Source organism: Pseudomonas sp. NFACC43, from assembly GCF_900119645.1.
Taxonomy (GTDB): Bacteria; Pseudomonadota; Gammaproteobacteria; order Pseudomonadales; family Pseudomonadaceae; genus Aquipseudomonas.
Genome location: NZ_FPKK01000006.1, coordinates 151,881 through 167,087, shown reverse-complemented (window position 1 = coordinate 167,087; position 15,207 = coordinate 151,881). Strand labels below are relative to the sequence as shown.

Annotated in this window: 17 protein-coding genes and 1 tRNA gene; 7 read left to right on the top strand and 11 right to left on the bottom strand. The window is 57.6% G+C overall.

Translation table 11 applies throughout. The features are described from left to right. Positions 1–3: 3 nt before the first annotated feature. The 6 genes from BT179_RS12730 to BT179_RS12705 are packed head-to-tail and all read left to right on the top strand — an operon-like array spanning position 4 to position 5,488. The gene (locus BT179_RS12730; RefSeq protein ID WP_072432348.1) at positions 4–1,668 is read left to right on the top strand and encodes a phage tail-collar fiber domain-containing protein; all 1,665 of its coding nucleotides are present in this window, start codon (positions 4–6) and stop codon (positions 1,666–1,668) included. Positions 1,669–1,676: 8 nt separating this feature from the next. Further along, on the top strand, positions 1,677–2,384 hold the full coding sequence (locus tag BT179_RS12725) for a DUF4376 domain-containing protein (RefSeq protein WP_072432347.1): 708 nt from the start codon (positions 1,677–1,679) through the stop codon (positions 2,382–2,384). Then, positions 2,381–3,304: a hypothetical protein gene (locus BT179_RS12720; RefSeq protein ID WP_072432346.1), complete on the top strand. Its 924-nt coding sequence runs from the start codon at positions 2,381–2,383 to the stop codon at positions 3,302–3,304. The genes BT179_RS12725 and BT179_RS12720 overlap by 4 nt, the downstream gene beginning before the upstream one ends. After that, a complete protein-coding gene (locus BT179_RS12715; protein ID WP_072432345.1) occupies positions 3,301–3,843 on the top strand; it encodes a baseplate complex protein in 543 nt (180 codons plus the stop codon). The genes BT179_RS12720 and BT179_RS12715 overlap by 4 nt, the downstream gene beginning before the upstream one ends. Further along, positions 3,840–4,544, top strand: coding sequence for a hypothetical protein (locus BT179_RS12710; RefSeq protein ID WP_072432344.1), 705 nt, complete (start codon positions 3,840–3,842; stop codon positions 4,542–4,544). The genes BT179_RS12715 and BT179_RS12710 overlap by 4 nt, the downstream gene beginning before the upstream one ends. Beyond that, positions 4,517–5,488 carry a hypothetical protein gene (locus BT179_RS12705; protein WP_072432343.1) on the top strand — a complete coding sequence of 324 codons (972 nt, stop codon included), beginning with the start codon at positions 4,517–4,519 and terminating at the stop codon, positions 5,486–5,488. Before BT179_RS12710 ends, BT179_RS12705 begins: the two co-directional genes overlap by 28 nt. A 15-nt stretch (positions 5,489–5,503) precedes the next feature. Here BT179_RS12705 and BT179_RS12700 read toward each other — a convergent pair whose 3' ends face one another. The 4 genes from BT179_RS12700 to BT179_RS12685 all read right to left on the bottom strand — a co-directional run bounded on the left by BT179_RS12700 (position 5,504) and on the right by BT179_RS12685 (position 8,901). Beyond that, positions 5,504–6,331, bottom strand: coding sequence for a DUF5677 domain-containing protein (locus BT179_RS12700; protein ID WP_143148699.1), 828 nt, complete (start codon positions 6,329–6,331; stop codon positions 5,504–5,506). Between the two features lie 12 nt (positions 6,332–6,343). Next, a complete protein-coding gene (locus BT179_RS12695) occupies positions 6,344–7,117 on the bottom strand; it encodes a hypothetical protein (RefSeq protein WP_072432341.1) in 774 nt (257 codons plus the stop codon). An 88-nt stretch (positions 7,118–7,205) separates the two neighbouring features. Then, complete coding sequence (umuC, locus tag BT179_RS12690; RefSeq protein ID WP_072432340.1) at positions 7,206–8,483, bottom strand: translesion error-prone DNA polymerase V subunit UmuC; 1,278 nt, start codon at positions 8,481–8,483, stop codon at positions 7,206–7,208. Further along, on the bottom strand, positions 8,470–8,901 hold the full coding sequence (locus tag BT179_RS12685; protein ID WP_072432379.1) for a LexA family protein: 432 nt from the start codon (positions 8,899–8,901) through the stop codon (positions 8,470–8,472). The genes umuC and BT179_RS12685 overlap by 14 nt, the downstream gene beginning before the upstream one ends. Positions 8,902–9,002: 101 nt before the next feature. On the opposite strand from BT179_RS12685, the gene BT179_RS12680 reads away from it, so the two are divergent. Further along, positions 9,003–9,722 (top strand): SOS response-associated peptidase family protein, encoded by a 720-nt coding sequence (locus BT179_RS12680; RefSeq protein WP_072432339.1) that lies wholly within the window; start codon positions 9,003–9,005, stop codon positions 9,720–9,722. A gap of 410 nt (positions 9,723–10,132) precedes the next feature. On the opposite strand, the gene BT179_RS12675 is transcribed toward BT179_RS12680, so the two are convergent. From BT179_RS12675 to BT179_RS12645, 7 genes are all read right to left on the bottom strand, one after another. Further along, positions 10,133–10,345, bottom strand: coding sequence for a hypothetical protein (locus BT179_RS12675; RefSeq protein WP_072432338.1), 213 nt, complete (start codon positions 10,343–10,345; stop codon positions 10,133–10,135). Positions 10,346–10,347: 2 nt separating this feature from the next. Further along, a complete protein-coding gene (locus BT179_RS12670; RefSeq protein WP_072432337.1) occupies positions 10,348–10,776 on the bottom strand; it encodes a response regulator in 429 nt (142 codons plus the stop codon). A 511-nt stretch (positions 10,777–11,287) separates the two neighbouring features. Continuing rightward, positions 11,288–11,363: transfer RNA gene (locus BT179_RS12665), tRNA-Thr, on the bottom strand. A 54-nt stretch (positions 11,364–11,417) separates the two neighbouring features. Continuing rightward, on the bottom strand, positions 11,418–12,263 hold the full coding sequence (locus BT179_RS12660) for an FkbM family methyltransferase (RefSeq protein WP_072431693.1): 846 nt from the start codon (positions 12,261–12,263) through the stop codon (positions 11,418–11,420). Between the two features lie 310 nt (positions 12,264–12,573). Next, positions 12,574–13,827, bottom strand: coding sequence for a methyltransferase (locus BT179_RS12655; protein ID WP_072431692.1), 1,254 nt, complete (start codon positions 13,825–13,827; stop codon positions 12,574–12,576). Next, positions 13,808–14,497 (bottom strand): ABC transporter permease, encoded by a 690-nt coding sequence (locus tag BT179_RS12650; RefSeq protein ID WP_072397767.1) that lies wholly within the window; start codon positions 14,495–14,497, stop codon positions 13,808–13,810. The genes BT179_RS12655 and BT179_RS12650 overlap by 20 nt, the downstream gene beginning before the upstream one ends. Next, entirely contained in the window at positions 14,494–15,189 is a 696-nt protein-coding gene (locus tag BT179_RS12645; protein ID WP_072397768.1) for an ABC transporter permease, read from the bottom strand. Before BT179_RS12645 ends, BT179_RS12650 begins: the two co-directional genes overlap by 4 nt. Between the last annotated feature and the right edge of the window lie 18 nt (positions 15,190–15,207).

The following is a 15,207-nucleotide window of genomic DNA, read 5'->3' as shown; positions in this document are numbered from 1 at the left end:
ACCGTGAGCGCCAACATCACCCTGGCCGGCGAAAGCCAAATTGCGCTGAAGCAAAGCGAACGAAAGCCGCTGATCATCAATAAATTCATCTTTGCCAACGTGCCCGGGCTAGACCCAGCCGCGCCGATTGATCGCGCCGCAGGCAAGCCGCCGGCCGCGCAGATCGTTCATGTCTACAGCATTCCCGCGCAGAACGCCGGCTATGTGAACCCCAACCAGGTGGTGTACAGCGCGCAGTTGGGCTCGGATGTAGGCGACTGGAATTTCAACTGGATCGGCCTGGAGGACGAGGACGGGGTGCTGTGTGCCGTGTCCACCGTGCCGTTGCAGCAGAAGCGCAAGAACGTGCCGCCCCTGCAGATCGGTAACAACATCACTCGCAATTTCCTGGTGGCCTTTGACGGCGCCATGGCGCTGACCGGCATCACCATCGATGCCAGCACCTGGCAGCATGACTTCACGGTACGCCTGGCGGGCATCGATGAGCGCGAGCGCGTGAACAATCGCGAGCTGTTCGGCCGCGCCTGCTTCTTCGGCAATTCGCTGGCCTTCACCAGGATTGTTGGGGAATACCAATTGAATCCGGGAACCGCGTACATCGAAGGTCTTCGGGTCGTCTTGGACAAACCGCTGCCGATCAGCGGCATTATCCCCTCGGGCAAAATCTGGCTGGACGTTTGCCTGGAGCGCCAATTGAACGACCGGGTCACTACCTGGAAGCTGGCCTACGGGGAACAGGCCGACTACACCGACGCCGCCGGCGCACGTCATTACTGCGTTCAAATCGCCAACTTCATTTCCTCGACCAACATCGTCGACCTGAGAACGACGGAGCCCGTCACCGGCCCGTTGATCCAGTACCTGGCGGCGCGCAACGGTGACTATGAGCAGTTGCGCGCCCGAGCGACGACCAAAGCTGACGTGGGTCTGGGTAACTTACCCAATGCCAAAAGCGATGACCCTGCAACCAACAGCAGCGAGATCCTGGCCACCACGGCCGCGCTGAACCAACTGAATCAGCAGATCGGCGAACCCATGGTGGGCATGGTGGCCGCTTTCGCCATGAGCGCGGCGCCGGCAGGCTGGCTCAAATGCAACGGAGCAGCCGTTTCTCGTACCGCCTTCGCCAAGCTATTCCAGCGAATTTATACCTACTACGGCGCGGGCGATGGCTCTACGACCTTTAACCTTCCCGACATGAGGGGTGTATTTCCGCGTGGCTGGGACGATGGGCGAGGCATCGATGCCGGCCGTGTCTTCGGCTCCTTCCAGGACATGATGCTGCAATCGCATGGCCACACGGCCACGGCCGCTGCCGTAGCCGATCACGTCCACAGCGCATCGACGGATGCCCAGGGCCAACACACGCACACCGCATCGACTGACACCCAAGGCGAGCACACGCACGCCGGTAACGGCGTCGGCGCGTTGATCAACGTCAACGGCGGCGTTGAGGAAGGGCAGGCCCATCCGAACAGGCCGGTAACCGCTCTGCCTGCTGCTGGCGCGCATGCTCACAACGTCACCGTAGCTGCTGCTGGTTCACATGCGCATAACGTCGGGATTGGAGCTGCCGGGGGACACACCCATACGGTAACGGTCGCGGCGAATGGCGGTACCGAAACCCGGCCGAAGAACGTGGCCCTCCTTTTCTGCATCAAGTATTGAGATCGCGCATGACTGACAAGATCGTTTATCAGACGGACCATTTGGGCCTGTTCGTCGCCGAGGTGAAGGCCGACGAGTCGCCCCTGGAGCCCGGCGTTTACATGATCCCCGGCGGATGCGTGGAGATCCCGCCGCCGGCGATCCCCGAACATAAGGCCGCCTGGTGGAATGGCCAGGCCTGGCAACTGGTGGACCACTTCGGCGGCGTGGTGGTGTACAGCATCAAAAGTGGGGAGCCCCGCACCCTGGAGGGCTTCGAACCGGTGCCTGCGGGTTTCACCATGAAAAAGCCCGGGCCGAACCAGATTTGGAAAGACGGTGAATGGGTCGACGATATCGACGCCGTGCTGGCCATCCAGCAGGAGCAAACGCTGTTGGCGATCAGTGCCGGTTGCAGCGCCCACATCGCCGGCGGGTTCAACTCCAGCGCGTTGGGCGAGGTGTACCGCTACAGCAGCGCGATCGATGACCAGGTGAACCTGAATGCCCAGGTGCTGCTGGGCGTGGACGATGTATACCCCTGCTATGACGTCGACCAGGTGAAGGCCTTCCGGCCCCACACCATCGCCCAGTTGCAGAAAGTCAGTCATGACCTGGTGCGTTTCAGGCAGGCCGCATTGCAGCACGCCGAAACCTTGCGCCAGGCCGTGGCCGAGGCCCTGACCAGGAAGGATCTGAAAGCCTTGAAGCTCATCACCTGGACCACGCCGGCATGACCTGGGCACCGGTGACGATGCGCTGGCCAGAGCAAGCCACGCAATGGATGGGCGGCCTGACCGCAGCGAAGAACCTGGCCGGTGGCGAACTGGCCACCACCGCGCAGCGTCTGGTCGGGCTTAAGGACCTGGCCACCACCAACCCGGGGCCGGTTGGCGGGGCAGCGCAAGGCGCCATTGCGGCCGGTCGTGCCGCGCTCGCCGAGCAGTTGGGCGAGGCGCCGGCGTGCTTGGTGGTCACCCCATTTCAAAGCGGCATTGGTCAGGGCAAAGGCTATCAACGCTTCCTGTCGGCGCCGAACGTGCTCGAGCACCTGGGCAAAAAGCTGGAAGACGTCACGGACGACGGACGCCCGGCCGGGCCGCTGTACGCACTGTCGATCCTGTTCCTGGGCACGCGTCTGGAACAGTTGGCCAGCGGTTTATCGCGGTTCAACGCCTTGCTACCGATTCCCGACCTGGTGCGCACCGAGCGCCGGGCGCAACACCTGGTGAAGCTGGAAAGTGAAAAATGGGAGATCCCCAACCCGGGCCCGCTGCCGCGCTGGCAAGCGCTGCCCCTGGAGCGCTGCACGGTGGTCAAGGCCGCCAAGCAATCCATGGCAGGCCAGTTGGCCGTCCTGGAGGGCTATGCCGCTGACAGTTCGCCCTTGGGCGATCTGGCTGCACTGGCCGCTCGCAAAGGCGCCCAGCAGCAGGGCCGCGATCAGCAGTTGAGCGACCTCAAAGGGTTGTTGGCCGGTGGTAACCCGGACATCAGCATGCGGGCGCGTTTGATCGGCCCAGGCAACAGCAGCGAACTGCGCCGCCAACTACTCGCCGGCGACGCTCCAGGGCATGAATGGGTTCAGTGTGCCGGCCTGTTGCTGGTGGGCAGCAAAGCAGGATTGAGTTTTGTCCAGGAGCTGGTGGGCCTATGACGCTGTTGCTAGACGGACAGAAAGTCCAGGGGAAGAACCTCAAGGTCACGGCCAACCTGCGTATCGAAAGCGGGGACATGTCGGGGCAGACCAGCAACACCGACAAGGCGCACAAGGGCTTTAAGCCCAAGACGTTGACCGTTTCGCTGATGATCCCTTTCGTCGACCGGGTTCAACTGACCGAGCTGATGCGCCTGGCCGAAGCCACGGCCGGCGGCGGCCAGCTGCACCTGTACCGGATCGTCAACGATACGGCCGAGGCCTTCGGCGTGCGCCAGGTGGAATTCTCCGAAGGCGTCAGCGCCCGGGAGGCGGACAGCCTCAAGGCCTGGCTGGTCCAGTTCACGCTGAGCGAGCGCGAGTCCAATCCGGAGAAAGTCGAAGGCCGGCGCGCCAGTAACAAGGTCGACGCCCAAGGGGCGCCAGGGAGCGCGGTAGGAGATGGCGGTGGCGCATCGGGCGACAACCCTGCGCTGAGTGGCTTCGAAAAGGTCCTGGGCCGGGTGGACAGGTGGTTGGGCGGGAGTGAGCCAAATTGAAGCTGCACAAGGTGTTGGCCATCAACGGCGCGCCAATCGCCCTGGTCAAGGAGGACGTTCGCCTGGACGCCACCAGCCCGGGGCGGGCGAACTTCACGGTGCAATCCAGCGTCCCGCTCAAAGGCCTGGTGACGCTGGATATCGGCTACAACCAGGGCACGCTGCAACGCCACTTCATCGGCTACGTCGAGCGTTGCACCGCCGCCAACGCGGTGGAGCAGGTGCTGTTCTGCCGGGAGCTGGCCGCGGTGTTGGCCAACCCACTGCCGATGAACCTGCGCCATGTTGACCTGCGCGCCGTGCTGGCCGAGATCAGCCAGCAGACCGGCCTGCGCTTTCGGGTTCCCGATCGGCCATACGCCGGCGTCAAGGCGCCGTATTTCTACAGCCTGGCCGCCGGGTATCAGGCGATGGACAGTTTGGCCCGAGTGTTCGGGATCCCCGACTTCACCTGGCACCAACAGGGCAATGGTGAAGTGTTCGTGGGCAGTTGGGCCGACAGTTTTTTCGGAGTCCGGGCACCGCTGCAAATCCCTACGGAGCTGTTCGACGGCTACCAGGGCAACCAGAGCGCCATGGTCGCGGCCCTTCCTGGGTTACGACCAGGTGCAACGATCAATGCCGGCGAGCGCGTCACCAGCGTGGCACTCGCCAATGACCAGATGGCCATCCGATGGAAGACGCAATCCGCCGCAGCGTAGAACGGCAATTCCCTGAACTCACCGGCGGTTACCACCTGCCGCGCTTCGCCCGGGTTATCGCCGTGGCCGACGCACCGGCCGGCGCCGGGATCTGCGACGACTTTCGGCCGCGCTATGCCGTGGACATCGAAGTCCTGGGCCCGGACGGCGAGCCGGATCCGCTCCTACCCCAGCTCACCGGCGTTCCGTTGCCGCTGCCCACCGGTGGCGAGGAAATGGGGATCTATGCGTTTCCGGAGGAAGGCACCCAGGTCGTGGTGTGCTTCGCCTATGGCCTGCCGAACAAGCCCTACATCCAGACGATCCTCCCGCACGGCCTGAGCATGCCGAAGGTGCCGAAAGGCGATCAGGTCTGGCAGCACAGCGAGGCGGCGCAACAGCGCGTAGACGCCGATGGCAACTGGCTGCGCCAGACGGATGGCAAGATCCAGGACAAAGCGATTGAGCGGGAAGTCGAAGCCCTGGAAAACCGCGAGCAGTTCCAGAGCCACACCAGGACGGTGGACGACCATTCAAGCGAGTCCGTGGGTGGTGTGAAGACGATCGAGGCGCTGGGCGCGCTCAAACTGCTGTCGGGCGGGTCCGCGAGCCTGGCGGCGGTAGATGATCTACATCAGGCCACCGGCCGGGACCTGAACCTGGTGGTCGGACAGAAGCTCAACACGACGGTAGGCGGCGATATGCAGGAGCAGATTCAAGGCCTTCGGAGAAGCGTTGCTCTAGTAGGGCAACGGCTGTCTGCACCGAAAACCTGGCTGGGTTCTGAAACAGAGAATGTGCTGCATATTCTCAGCGAACTAATTGATATCACAGAGCAAATGAGCATGACTCTCGCTGCGCATAAACATGGATCAACCCCGCCCCCTGATAACGCAAGTGCTTTCACTTCTTATGCGGCAACCACTCGCTCGCTTGGAACACGGCTAAAGCCTATTGTTTATTGAGAAACATGCTAACAACTAACTGTATATAAACTTAACTTCTTCTTTTTGTATGTGCCAGGTTTCGGCAGCTTCATAGAGCCGGCTGTCTTGCTCCAGTATTTTTCGCGACTCTGGAAAAACTTTCACATATGAAAAAAGAAAGTGAGCAAGAATTAGGCATAGCATTTGTCGACTGCTATCAGCTAGCATTTTTTGATCTTCAAACTTATCATTGGCATCTCTTATTTGAAGAATGCTAATGTAGCTGGCATGGGAGTGGCCGCTTAAGTGATTGTAGATACTATTAAAATATTCTTGATGGATATTGCTATCTTTTGTGATAGCGTACCATCCGCCAATAGGTTTCCATTCTCCGCTATCAATTTTCTTTCGCGAGTCCCTGTTTCCTAGTTTATAGAACTCGCTGCTTTGTATTTCGCTTAATAGTTTTTCGCTCTCTAACGCCTCAAGCCTTTGAATTTCTTTACTCTCGGGGGTGTACGCGGCATGCTTCCCCCTATCGATTAATCCTGAACGCTTCCAGAGCTTATGCCTGTAAATGCTAATCGCATCATCATCATTAGCAAATATATAGTTAAAAGTAAGAAACGCCTCCACTGCGGCTCTAACTATCACAGCCACAGAAGGATGATCAATATGAACAAACTTCCGACTCTCTCCAAAGTCTAATGCCACTCCCGCACCAATTTGCTGCGCCGAAACTACATGCCTAAAAATCTTTGTCCCAATCACCTGAGCATCGTTTTTCCACTCGCTTCCCTCTGGAATCGCTTGTCCATTTTTGCTCTGCATAACGTGATAGGAAAGTTCTATCAAATTTACTAGATCGACGTCCCAGTTCACCACGATGACCTCTTAATGTTGGCTGGCGGGTTCATTGAATTTGTATTGTTTCCCTTCAATTTCTACAATTGTTTCAAATCCGCCTTTGATCAGCTCCATTCCCAGGTCAAACGGTGGCTCACACCCTTCAGGCATCAGCGATATATAGATTTTTACGTTCTCGTAAAAACAAAGATGAATCAACGAGATTCCGAACTTATCAGGCGCAGCTAATTGATAGTAAAAGACCTCAGGATTTTGTCCGTGTCGTTCTTGGAGGTCCATTTGGGCTCTATGAGCTATGAACTGTTTAAAGGTGCGATGGTTTTTGTTTGCAGAGTGCAAAAAACCTAAGAAAACCTTCATTTTCCCAGCAAAAGATGCCTGAAAGTGGTGCCTATAGATTCCGTAACCGATATGAGTGAAGCAATCTACGAGCCTCTGGTAGTCAGGTTTGCCATAGATGATATCCAGAAACTTGTTTTCATCACCGAGACGGATTGTTGATTTATTCAAAAAAACCTTGTCTAACAGCCTGTGCGAGGACCGCTTTAAAGTTCTTTGTATTTTCCCATGGTAATGCTCGTAACCTATTGAGTTATTACCAATAATACCGGCAAGACTAACCATTAGAAATTCGTCATCCTTGCTTTTATTTGCGTTGTGAATGTCACATGATGGAACGGTTATTAAGTTCTGCCTCAAATGTTGCTTCGTATCTTTATATTCAGGAAATATGCACTTCGGTGGAACATGTTCCACCGAAGTTGCGGGTTCATCACACATGTAGCATTTCTCGTGTTGCATTGACGGCTTCCTTTTCGTGACGTGGCGCTACGTACCGGTCCTCGTCCGGTATCACGAACCTTAGCTGAAAAGTGGCCATCTGCCTTTATCAGCTTTTGACGATCCACAGTTGATCCAGTCTGGTGGTGAAGCTCTGACTCATCATCTCCCGCCGCATGCCCCAGTCTGGGCATGACGGGACGCCGCCAGTTCTCAGCGTCCCGCGCCCCCACCGTTGATTGATTTGATCCAACACTTCCATGACCTTCTCTGCAGCCACAGGTTGGCTTTGGGCGAAAAGATCGTCTGTAAACTCCCCTGGCTGCGTCAGATCCATCAGCAAGACTTCAGCCTTGCTGTACTTGAATCCTTGCCTAAACAGCCGATCTACCGCTTCCGACGCAGCCTTTGTCAGCAGGCGCACGTCGTTCGTAGGATAGGGCAGCTCGACCAGAGCGCCGTTGGCATACTTCGCCTCCTCGGGGTTGAACATGCCTGTTCGGATGCTGACACGGATTTTTTTGCACAATGAGTTTTGCCCCCTGAGCTTTTCAGAAGCCCGCGCCACATAGGTCGCCACAGCTTCTTTGATAGGCTCAATAGTCGTCAGACGCTTGCCGAACATGCGGCCGCTGCAGATCTCCTGCTTTGGCGGCTCTGTCTCGGATAGCTCCAGGCAAGAGGTTCCAGCCAGCTCCCTGGCAGTTTTTTCGATGACGACACTGAATTTCTGCCTCAGCATCCATGGGTCGGCCTTGGCGAGGTCCATTGCTGTCTTGATCTGCAGGGCGTCCAGGTGCGCTTTCATTCGGCGACCTACGCCCCAGACCTCCGCAACGTCGGTATTGCGTAATACCCAATCGCGTTTGACCTGATCGCATATATCAACCACGCCGCCTGTATGCGCCTGCAGGCGCTTCGCGGTGTGGTTGGCGAGCTTGGCCAGGGTCTTAGTCGGCGCGATGCCTACGCCCACCGGAATGCCTGTTCCTTTGTAGACTGCAGCGCGTATCGATCGGCCAAAGCTGGTCAGGTCACCGGAAATGCCCGACAGGTCTGCAAAGGCTTCGTCGATGCTGTAAATCTCGACGGCGGGCACCATCGACTCGATGATTGTCATCACCCTTTCGCTCATGTCGCCGTACAGCGCGTAATTGCTACTGAAAACCGCGACGCCGTTCCGGCGAAGGGTGTCCTTAATCTGAAAGTACGGGGCTCCCATCTTAACGAACGGCTTGGCGTCGTAGCTTCGGGCGATGACGCAACCGTCGTTGTTGCTCAAGACAACAATGGGGGTTTTTGCCAGGTCAGGCCTGAATACACGCTCACAGCTCGCGTAGAAGCTGTTGCAATCGATCAACGCAAAGACCTGGTCACGGCTTGCCATGGTCACGCACGCTGTAGGTCACTACTCCCCAAATAATCAGCTCATCGCCTTCCATCACATGCCGGGGCGGATATTTGCTATTGGCCGACAGGAGAATGATCGTGTTGTCACGCATGTGCAGGCGCTTGCAGATAGGTTCTGAATTGAGGCCGGCTATGACGATGTCGCCATGCTCTGCGTTCAGGCTGCGATTGACCACGACCAGGTCCCCACAAAATATTCCTGCGCCTTGCATGCTGTCGCCCTCAATCTTTGCCAGGTAGACGTGAGGGGCGCGGATCTCGAACAGCTCGTCGAGGGATATATGCTTTTCGATGTGATCTGCAGCCGGCGAGGGAAAGCCCGCCGGTATCCTGAACGAGTAGAGGGGGATTGAGGCGCCGCCCTCCGATAGCGGGCCTAGAATTCTGACACTCATGATAGTGACCTGGTAGGAAAGTTTACTGTATGCACATACAGTAAACTCTGCGTTGTACAGGTGGTCAATTGGTGTATAGGAAATTTCGACGGGTGACATCCATGTGTGGACGCTATTCGATCTACGAACCGATGGAGCATTACCTTAGAGAGCTGGCACCACAGCAATTGGTAATCAACGGTTATGACCTGTGGGCCATCGATCGATACAACGTCGCGCCCACCACCAAGGTAGAAATCATCCGTCCGACGAATGATGGCCTCAGCGTCGATAAGGTGCGGTGGGGATGGTCTCCTTTCTGGGCAAAAGGGAAACGGCCGGACCCTATAAACGCGAGAGTGGAAACGGTTACGACTGGGAAATTTTTTAAACAGCTTTGGCCGAATGGCCGAGCGATTGCCCCTGCAAATGGTTGGTTCGAATGGGTCAAGGACCCGGATGATCCAAAGAAAAAGCAGCCGTACTTCATACGCCTCAAAAGCCAAGCCCCCATGTTTTTCGGTGCGCTTGCGCAGGTCACTCCCGGCCTGGAGCCAAACGACCAGGACGGGTATGTGATTGTCACCGCCGCCAGCGATGCGGGCATGGTTGATATCCATGACCGTAGACCCCTGGTGCTGTCCCCTTCCTTAGCCCGCGAGTGGCTGAATCTCGACCTAAGCCCCCGAATGGCAGAAGAAATCGCCAGGACCCAGTGCACCCCAACGGAGGCTTTCGAGTGGTTTCCGGTAAGCCGAGCGGTGGGGAATGTCAGGAGCCAGGGGCCACAGTTGATCCTGCCCCTAGACGAAGTGTCGGCTCCCACAGAAAAGCCAGACTGAGAGAAAAAAACTCAAGGAAAAGCACTTATCCCCCTCCCGCCGACGGGCTATGTGTCACTTTTTTGTGAAAGGGCGAGGGGAGTGCAAGTGATACCTCCATCCAGGCCGGCTGGGGAGGTTGGGACGTGTTTGGCCATTGCACGATTTGCAAAGTTTTGAAAGGAAATGAAGGTCGTTTTCAAACTCGCCTGGACGCCGGGTTACAAGGTGCGCTTTCTGTGGGGCCCGGCCCTATTGGATACGGTCCGGGATAATGTCCATTGAAAGCGGGTTTTCCATTTCGGGCTTGGTCTTTTTCTTGGACCTCGGCCATATCCTTTGAAATGGAAAAAATTCGATGCGGCCCACGTCCAGTAAGGCCTGGAGCGCCCACACGGGTTTGCACAGGTTGACTCAGTTCGCTTGTGGGTTCACGACTCTGCTCCTTTGAGGCGAGCCAAGCCTTGTTTGATGTACCCGGCATTTTCGCCAATTGTCATCAGTGCCCCGCGAATGTTTTCACCGACTTCACCTGCATTTTGTCGTTCCACCAGCAAAGTCAGCTCCATCACAGCTGCCTCTAAAGCGACCTGATTTTCGTAAATCCTTTCCAGTACGTCTGATAGCGAATATTCGTTGGACACGGCTAGGCTCCAGGCCCGTATTGGCGTTTGGATATAGGGTTGCCAGGCTGGAGTAGCGTGGCTATCGCTACGACTAGATCATCTAGTGACCATGGCTTATGCAGATAGACAGTTTTCGGCGGCACGTCCGTTGGATTAATCGAATATCCAGACATGAGAATCGAGGCGATCCCGGTCCATCGGCTTTGGACCATCTCGATGAACTCTATTCCCTGGATCTGCCCCGGTAGTCCCTGGTCCACGATAACCAACGGGCAAGGTTCAGAGTTCTGCAGAAGAAAAGTCAATGCATCATCTGCCGTATCGAATGCACGAGTCTGGGCGCCCATTTCATCCACTATGCTCGCCATCAACGACCGAAGGGTTGGGTCGTCCTCTATCACGATCACCACCCCATCTATGGGCAACATTCCCTCCCAGTCTACGTTCACAGTCTGCTCCTCATACGTCACGTTCTGGACCGTTTGAAAGTACAGCGTAGGCTTATTTCCGGTTGAGGGGTGGGGAAAAGGTAATTTTGGAAATTTGATAGAGGAAGGCGGCTGTAAGCCTTATGGGACGTGGCTTTGAGCAATTACCTGAAAAGGTAATTTGAGGTAATCGAAAAGGTAATTTTTTCTTAACGTACTGATTTTAAAGGATTTTCTAAGGTTAGATTCTTACCCTACTAAAAGGTAACCTGGTTACTACAAAATTACCCTATTATTACCTTTAATAGATCATTGCAACCTATTGATTTGCAAAGGTTTTTAGTAGGTTAAAAAAATAAATTACCAAAATTACCCTTTCCCCGTGGGTCAACATAAAACCGGGGAGTGACGTAGCGCAGCGGAGCGGTTCGCGGCACACTCTTGCAACCCGGTGCAGAGCCGCTTATTACGTCGCTTGTTACGTCTGAGGCAAAAAACAAGGGCCTGCATCGCTGCAAGCCCTTGATTTATATGGTGCCGGCACCAGGAATCGAACCCGGGACCTACTGATTACAAGTCAGTTGCTCTACCAACTGAGCTATACCGGCGTGTGGGCGACGATTATAGCCATTGGGGGATTTCTGTAAACCCCTGAATTCTGACTATTTTTGCGCGGGGCGTGGCGATGGGCGGGGCAGTAGGTTGCGTAATTTGTGCAGGACTCGCCAGGTGCGGCTGTCCTGGATGGCTCTGAGTTGGGCTTCGGCCCGTTCGGCGCGTTGCAGGGCGAGGGCGAGTTGGTGTTCGGTGTCGCCGGTGGGGTGGCTGAATTTGTGGCCTTTGCAGAACTGGAAACCGTCGAGGTTGCACGGGGGGATGTCGAAGGCGGGTTTGAGGGCCAGGTGCTCTTCGGCGAGGTAATAGGTGTTGATTCCGTCGAAGAGGATGGATTGGTAGCCGGTGTTGGTGACCAGGCTTTCCCAGGCCTGGTCGCGGGCCCATGGGGTTTCGATGAGGATGATCCACGGCCGCCAGCGGCTGAAGTCCATGCCTCGCAGCACGGTTTCTTCATGGCCTTCGACGTCGATCTTCAGGAAATGGATGGGGCGGTCCTGGGCGTATTGCTCGCAGATCGAGGCCAGGGTGCGGGACTGGACGGTCTGTTCGCGCACATCCATGCCGGATTCTCGGTGCTGCCGGGCGACGCTGGCCTCGACGGTGGACAGGCCGGTGTCGGCGATGGTGTAGAAGGTCAGGCTTTCGGCGTTTTCGCCCGCCACGCATTGCAGGTTGATGTCATTGGGGCGCTGTTGGCAGAGCGCTTCGTAATAGGTCGACACCGGTTCGATGTTGATTCCGCGCCAGCCGTGGTCATAAAAGGCCCGGGTCACGGAGTCGTCTGTCGGATGGTTTGCGCCGACGTCGAGATAAAAGCCGTTTTCCACCGACTGGAGGGCGCGCCACAGGCGTATGTCTTCGAAGTTCTGTGCGTAGGAGATGAACGTCACGGTCAGTCCTTGAGTGCGTCGGCAGGGTGTCTGTCACGATAAGTGGAACTGTTGTACTGCACGGGCACGGTGGGTGCAATTGTTGGCGCAGAGCACCCTAGGATTCGGCGGTTATGTCGTTTTGATTGGGCGCTTATGCACAACGGGCAGGGTCAGGCGCAAGGAATATTGTAATTCTGTGACAGCTTTCGCGTTTGCGTGCAAATGCCTGTTTTCATGGTTTTTTATTCATATGAATAAAAAATGACCAGCCTTGAATCGGTCAGGAAATGGCGAATTTATTGGATCCAGGCGTATTTCATCAACAGAGTTATCCACAGGGTGTTGCTTCTGCGCAACGCTCAACCAACAGCATCAGGTTTCGAGGTGTCAGGGTCGCTTCGCAGAAGGTCCCAAGGCGAACCTCATAGCCTTCTTGAATCAGAAAAAGAGCCCTGTCCACAACCAGCCACAGCTCCAGGGGACGGCGGAACAGGCTTCGTAGCAACTCCAGGTTGCGTACCTGGGCCAGGCGTTGATGGCCCGCTGCTTCCAAGGCTGCCCAGTCAGGCGAGCCGATTGTGGATAAGTCTTTCAGGGCCGCCAGATCGGTGCAGTATTGGGCGAAGGTTTTCTCCAGCCAGGACGTGGGAAGCGAGGGCGTCGGCAGATAGCTGTCGCTACCCCGGATTTGCCGTTGCAGCAGATCGAAACCCAGGCGCCAGGCCATGGAGTGGTCTCGTTGCCTTCGCACCCGTGCGCCGGCGGTAACGGTTTCGCTCAGTGGCAGGCCGAGGTCTTCCAGCGACAGTTGCAAGGCAGAACCTTTGGCTGCGTCGGACAGGGGTTGGTAGTGTTCGGCGCCGATGCGGTTGTAGCAGCACGGTGCGATGGCCATCTGCTTGCAATGGGCGGCGCTGGCCAGTTGCATGAGCCGTACATGGAGGTCGCCGCAGGCATGCAGGGCGACAGGCGTGTGTTCGGAGTGGATCGCTTGGGCTGCGTCCTGCGCCAGCACGTCTTGTCGCACATGGGTGGCGCTCAGGTGGTGGCGCTGGCTCAGTTGCTGGCCGTTGGCGACCAGGGCCGGATCATATTCCAGGCAGGTCAGGCGCTGTGTGCCGCGCAGCAGGCGCCGGCCGAGATGGCCTTTACCGGCGCACCAGTCGAGCCAATGGCTCGGTTCGCTGGAAAAGTCCAGGCGACTGGCGAAGGCCTCGATCTGCTGCCACTTGCGGCCGGGCACCTCGACGTCGAGGCGATGGGCAGGCGCTTCGAGCGCCATGCCAGGCAGTGGGCCGATCGTGCTCAACCCATGGGCGACAGCCGCCCATTCGGGAAACGGTGCGGGGGCGTTTTCAATCAGCCAAGGCTGGTGATGGTCATTTTCCGCCTCTTCCAGCGAACGTCGGCGTAGCCATTGGGCTAACTCCGGGTAGGACGTTTCCCAGGGTAGTTGCAGATGGGTGAACGGCCGGGGTTTCCACAACCCTTGGTGCGCAGTGAGAAAAGCGTCCAGCGCCCTGAAGCGGGCGAGTAATGCCTCGCCCGTCAAGACGACCGTTTCAGCGTCCCTGGCAGGCATCGACGCGCAACCAGCGCTCCAGCTGCTTGAAGCCTTGCACCAGCACGAACGCCATCAACAGATAGAACATACCGGCCGCGAAGAAGATCTCAACCGGCAGGTAGGTACGGGCAATGATGGTGCGGGCCATGCCGGTGAGCTCCAGCAGGGTCACGGTACTGGCCAGGGCGCTGGCCTTGAGCATCAGGATCACTTCGTTACTGTAGGCCGGCAGGCCGATTCGCGCGGCGCGGGGCAGGATGATGTAGAACAGCGCCTTGGGCCGCGACATGCCCAGGGCGCGTGCCGCCTCGATCTCGCCACGGGGAATGGCCTGGATCGCGCCGCGCAGGATCTCGGCGATGTAAGCGGCGGTGTGCAGGGTCATGGTGGCCGTGGCGCACCAGAACGGATCCCGCAGGTACGGCCACAGGGCGCTGCTGCGCACGGCATCGAATTGCGCCAGGCCGTAATAGACCAGGAACAGTTGGACCAGCAGCGGCGTGCCACGGAAAAAGAAGATATAGGCGTAGGGCAGCGCCCGTACGTACCACAGGCGAGAAGAGCGGGCGATGCCCAGCGGAATCGCCAGCAGCAGGCCGGCGAGCACGGCGATGGCGACCAGCTCCAGGGTCAGGGTCGCGCCCTGGGCCAGTTTCGGCAGCCACTTGATGATGACTTCCCAGTTCATTGGGTACTCCTGGCAAAGCCGCGGGCCGCTCTTCGTTCCAGCACATGCATGCCGGCCATGGCGAGGATCGTCAGGCCCAGGTACATGAACGCCGCCACCATGTAGAAAGTGAACGGTTGCTTGGACACGGTCACGCCTATTTGCGTGTGGCGCATGATTTCTTCCAGGCCGATCACCGAGACCAGGGCGGTGTCTTTCATCAGGATCATGAACAGGTTGCCCAGGCCGGGCAGGGCGATGCGCCACATCTGCGGCATGATCAACCGGGTGAAAATCCGCCATTTCGACAGGCCCAGGGCCACGCCGGCCTCACGGTGGCCCTTGGGGATCGCCAGGATCGCGCCGCGAAAGACTTCCGTGGCATAGGCGCCGAAGCACAGCCCAAGGGCGATGACGCCGGCGGTGAAGGCATCGAGGGCAAGATCGGGGAGGCCGAAATACTCGCCCATGGCACGCATCAGGTTGACGGTGCCAAAGTAGATCAGCAGCACCCAGAGCAATTCCGGGACGCCGCGGACCAGTGTCGAATAGGTGCCGCCAAGCCATTGCAGGGGCTTGTACGGTGAAGTCTTGGCCAAGGCGCCGAGCAGGCCGAGCACCAGCCCCAGGCACAGGGCCGAGAGCGCCAGCTTGACGGTCATCAGCGCGCCGGCGGCGAGCGCCGGGCCGAATCCGTAGAGGTCGATGATCATGGGTACGTGTTCATATCG

Excerpts from the sequence above, each read along its gene's own strand:
- BT179_RS12725 (WP_072432347.1), top strand. The coding sequence starts at position 1,677 with ATGACTGACAAGATCGTTTATCAGACGGACCATTTGGGCCTGTTCGTC.
- BT179_RS12720 (WP_072432346.1), top strand. The coding sequence starts at position 2,381 with ATGACCTGGGCACCGGTGACGATGCGCTGGCCAGAGCAAGCCACGCAA.
- BT179_RS12715 (WP_072432345.1), top strand. The coding sequence starts at position 3,301 with ATGACGCTGTTGCTAGACGGACAGAAAGTCCAGGGGAAGAACCTCAAG.
- BT179_RS12705 (WP_072432343.1), top strand. The coding sequence starts at position 4,517 with ATGGAAGACGCAATCCGCCGCAGCGTAGAACGGCAATTCCCTGAACTC.
- BT179_RS12695 (WP_072432341.1), bottom strand. The coding sequence starts at position 7,117 with ATGCAACACGAGAAATGCTACATGTGTGATGAACCCGCAACTTCGGTG.
- umuC (WP_072432340.1), bottom strand. The coding sequence starts at position 8,483 with ATGGCAAGCCGTGACCAGGTCTTTGCGTTGATCGATTGCAACAGCTTC.
- BT179_RS12685 (WP_072432379.1), bottom strand. The coding sequence starts at position 8,901 with ATGAGTGTCAGAATTCTAGGCCCGCTATCGGAGGGCGGCGCCTCAATC.
- BT179_RS12680 (WP_072432339.1), top strand. The coding sequence starts at position 9,003 with ATGTGTGGACGCTATTCGATCTACGAACCGATGGAGCATTACCTTAGA.
- BT179_RS12655 (WP_072431692.1), bottom strand. The coding sequence starts at position 13,827 with ATGCCTGCCAGGGACGCTGAAACGGTCGTCTTGACGGGCGAGGCATTA.
- BT179_RS12650 (WP_072397767.1), bottom strand. The coding sequence starts at position 14,497 with ATGAACTGGGAAGTCATCATCAAGTGGCTGCCGAAACTGGCCCAGGGC.
- BT179_RS12645 (WP_072397768.1), bottom strand. The coding sequence starts at position 15,189 with ATGATCATCGACCTCTACGGATTCGGCCCGGCGCTCGCCGCCGGCGCG.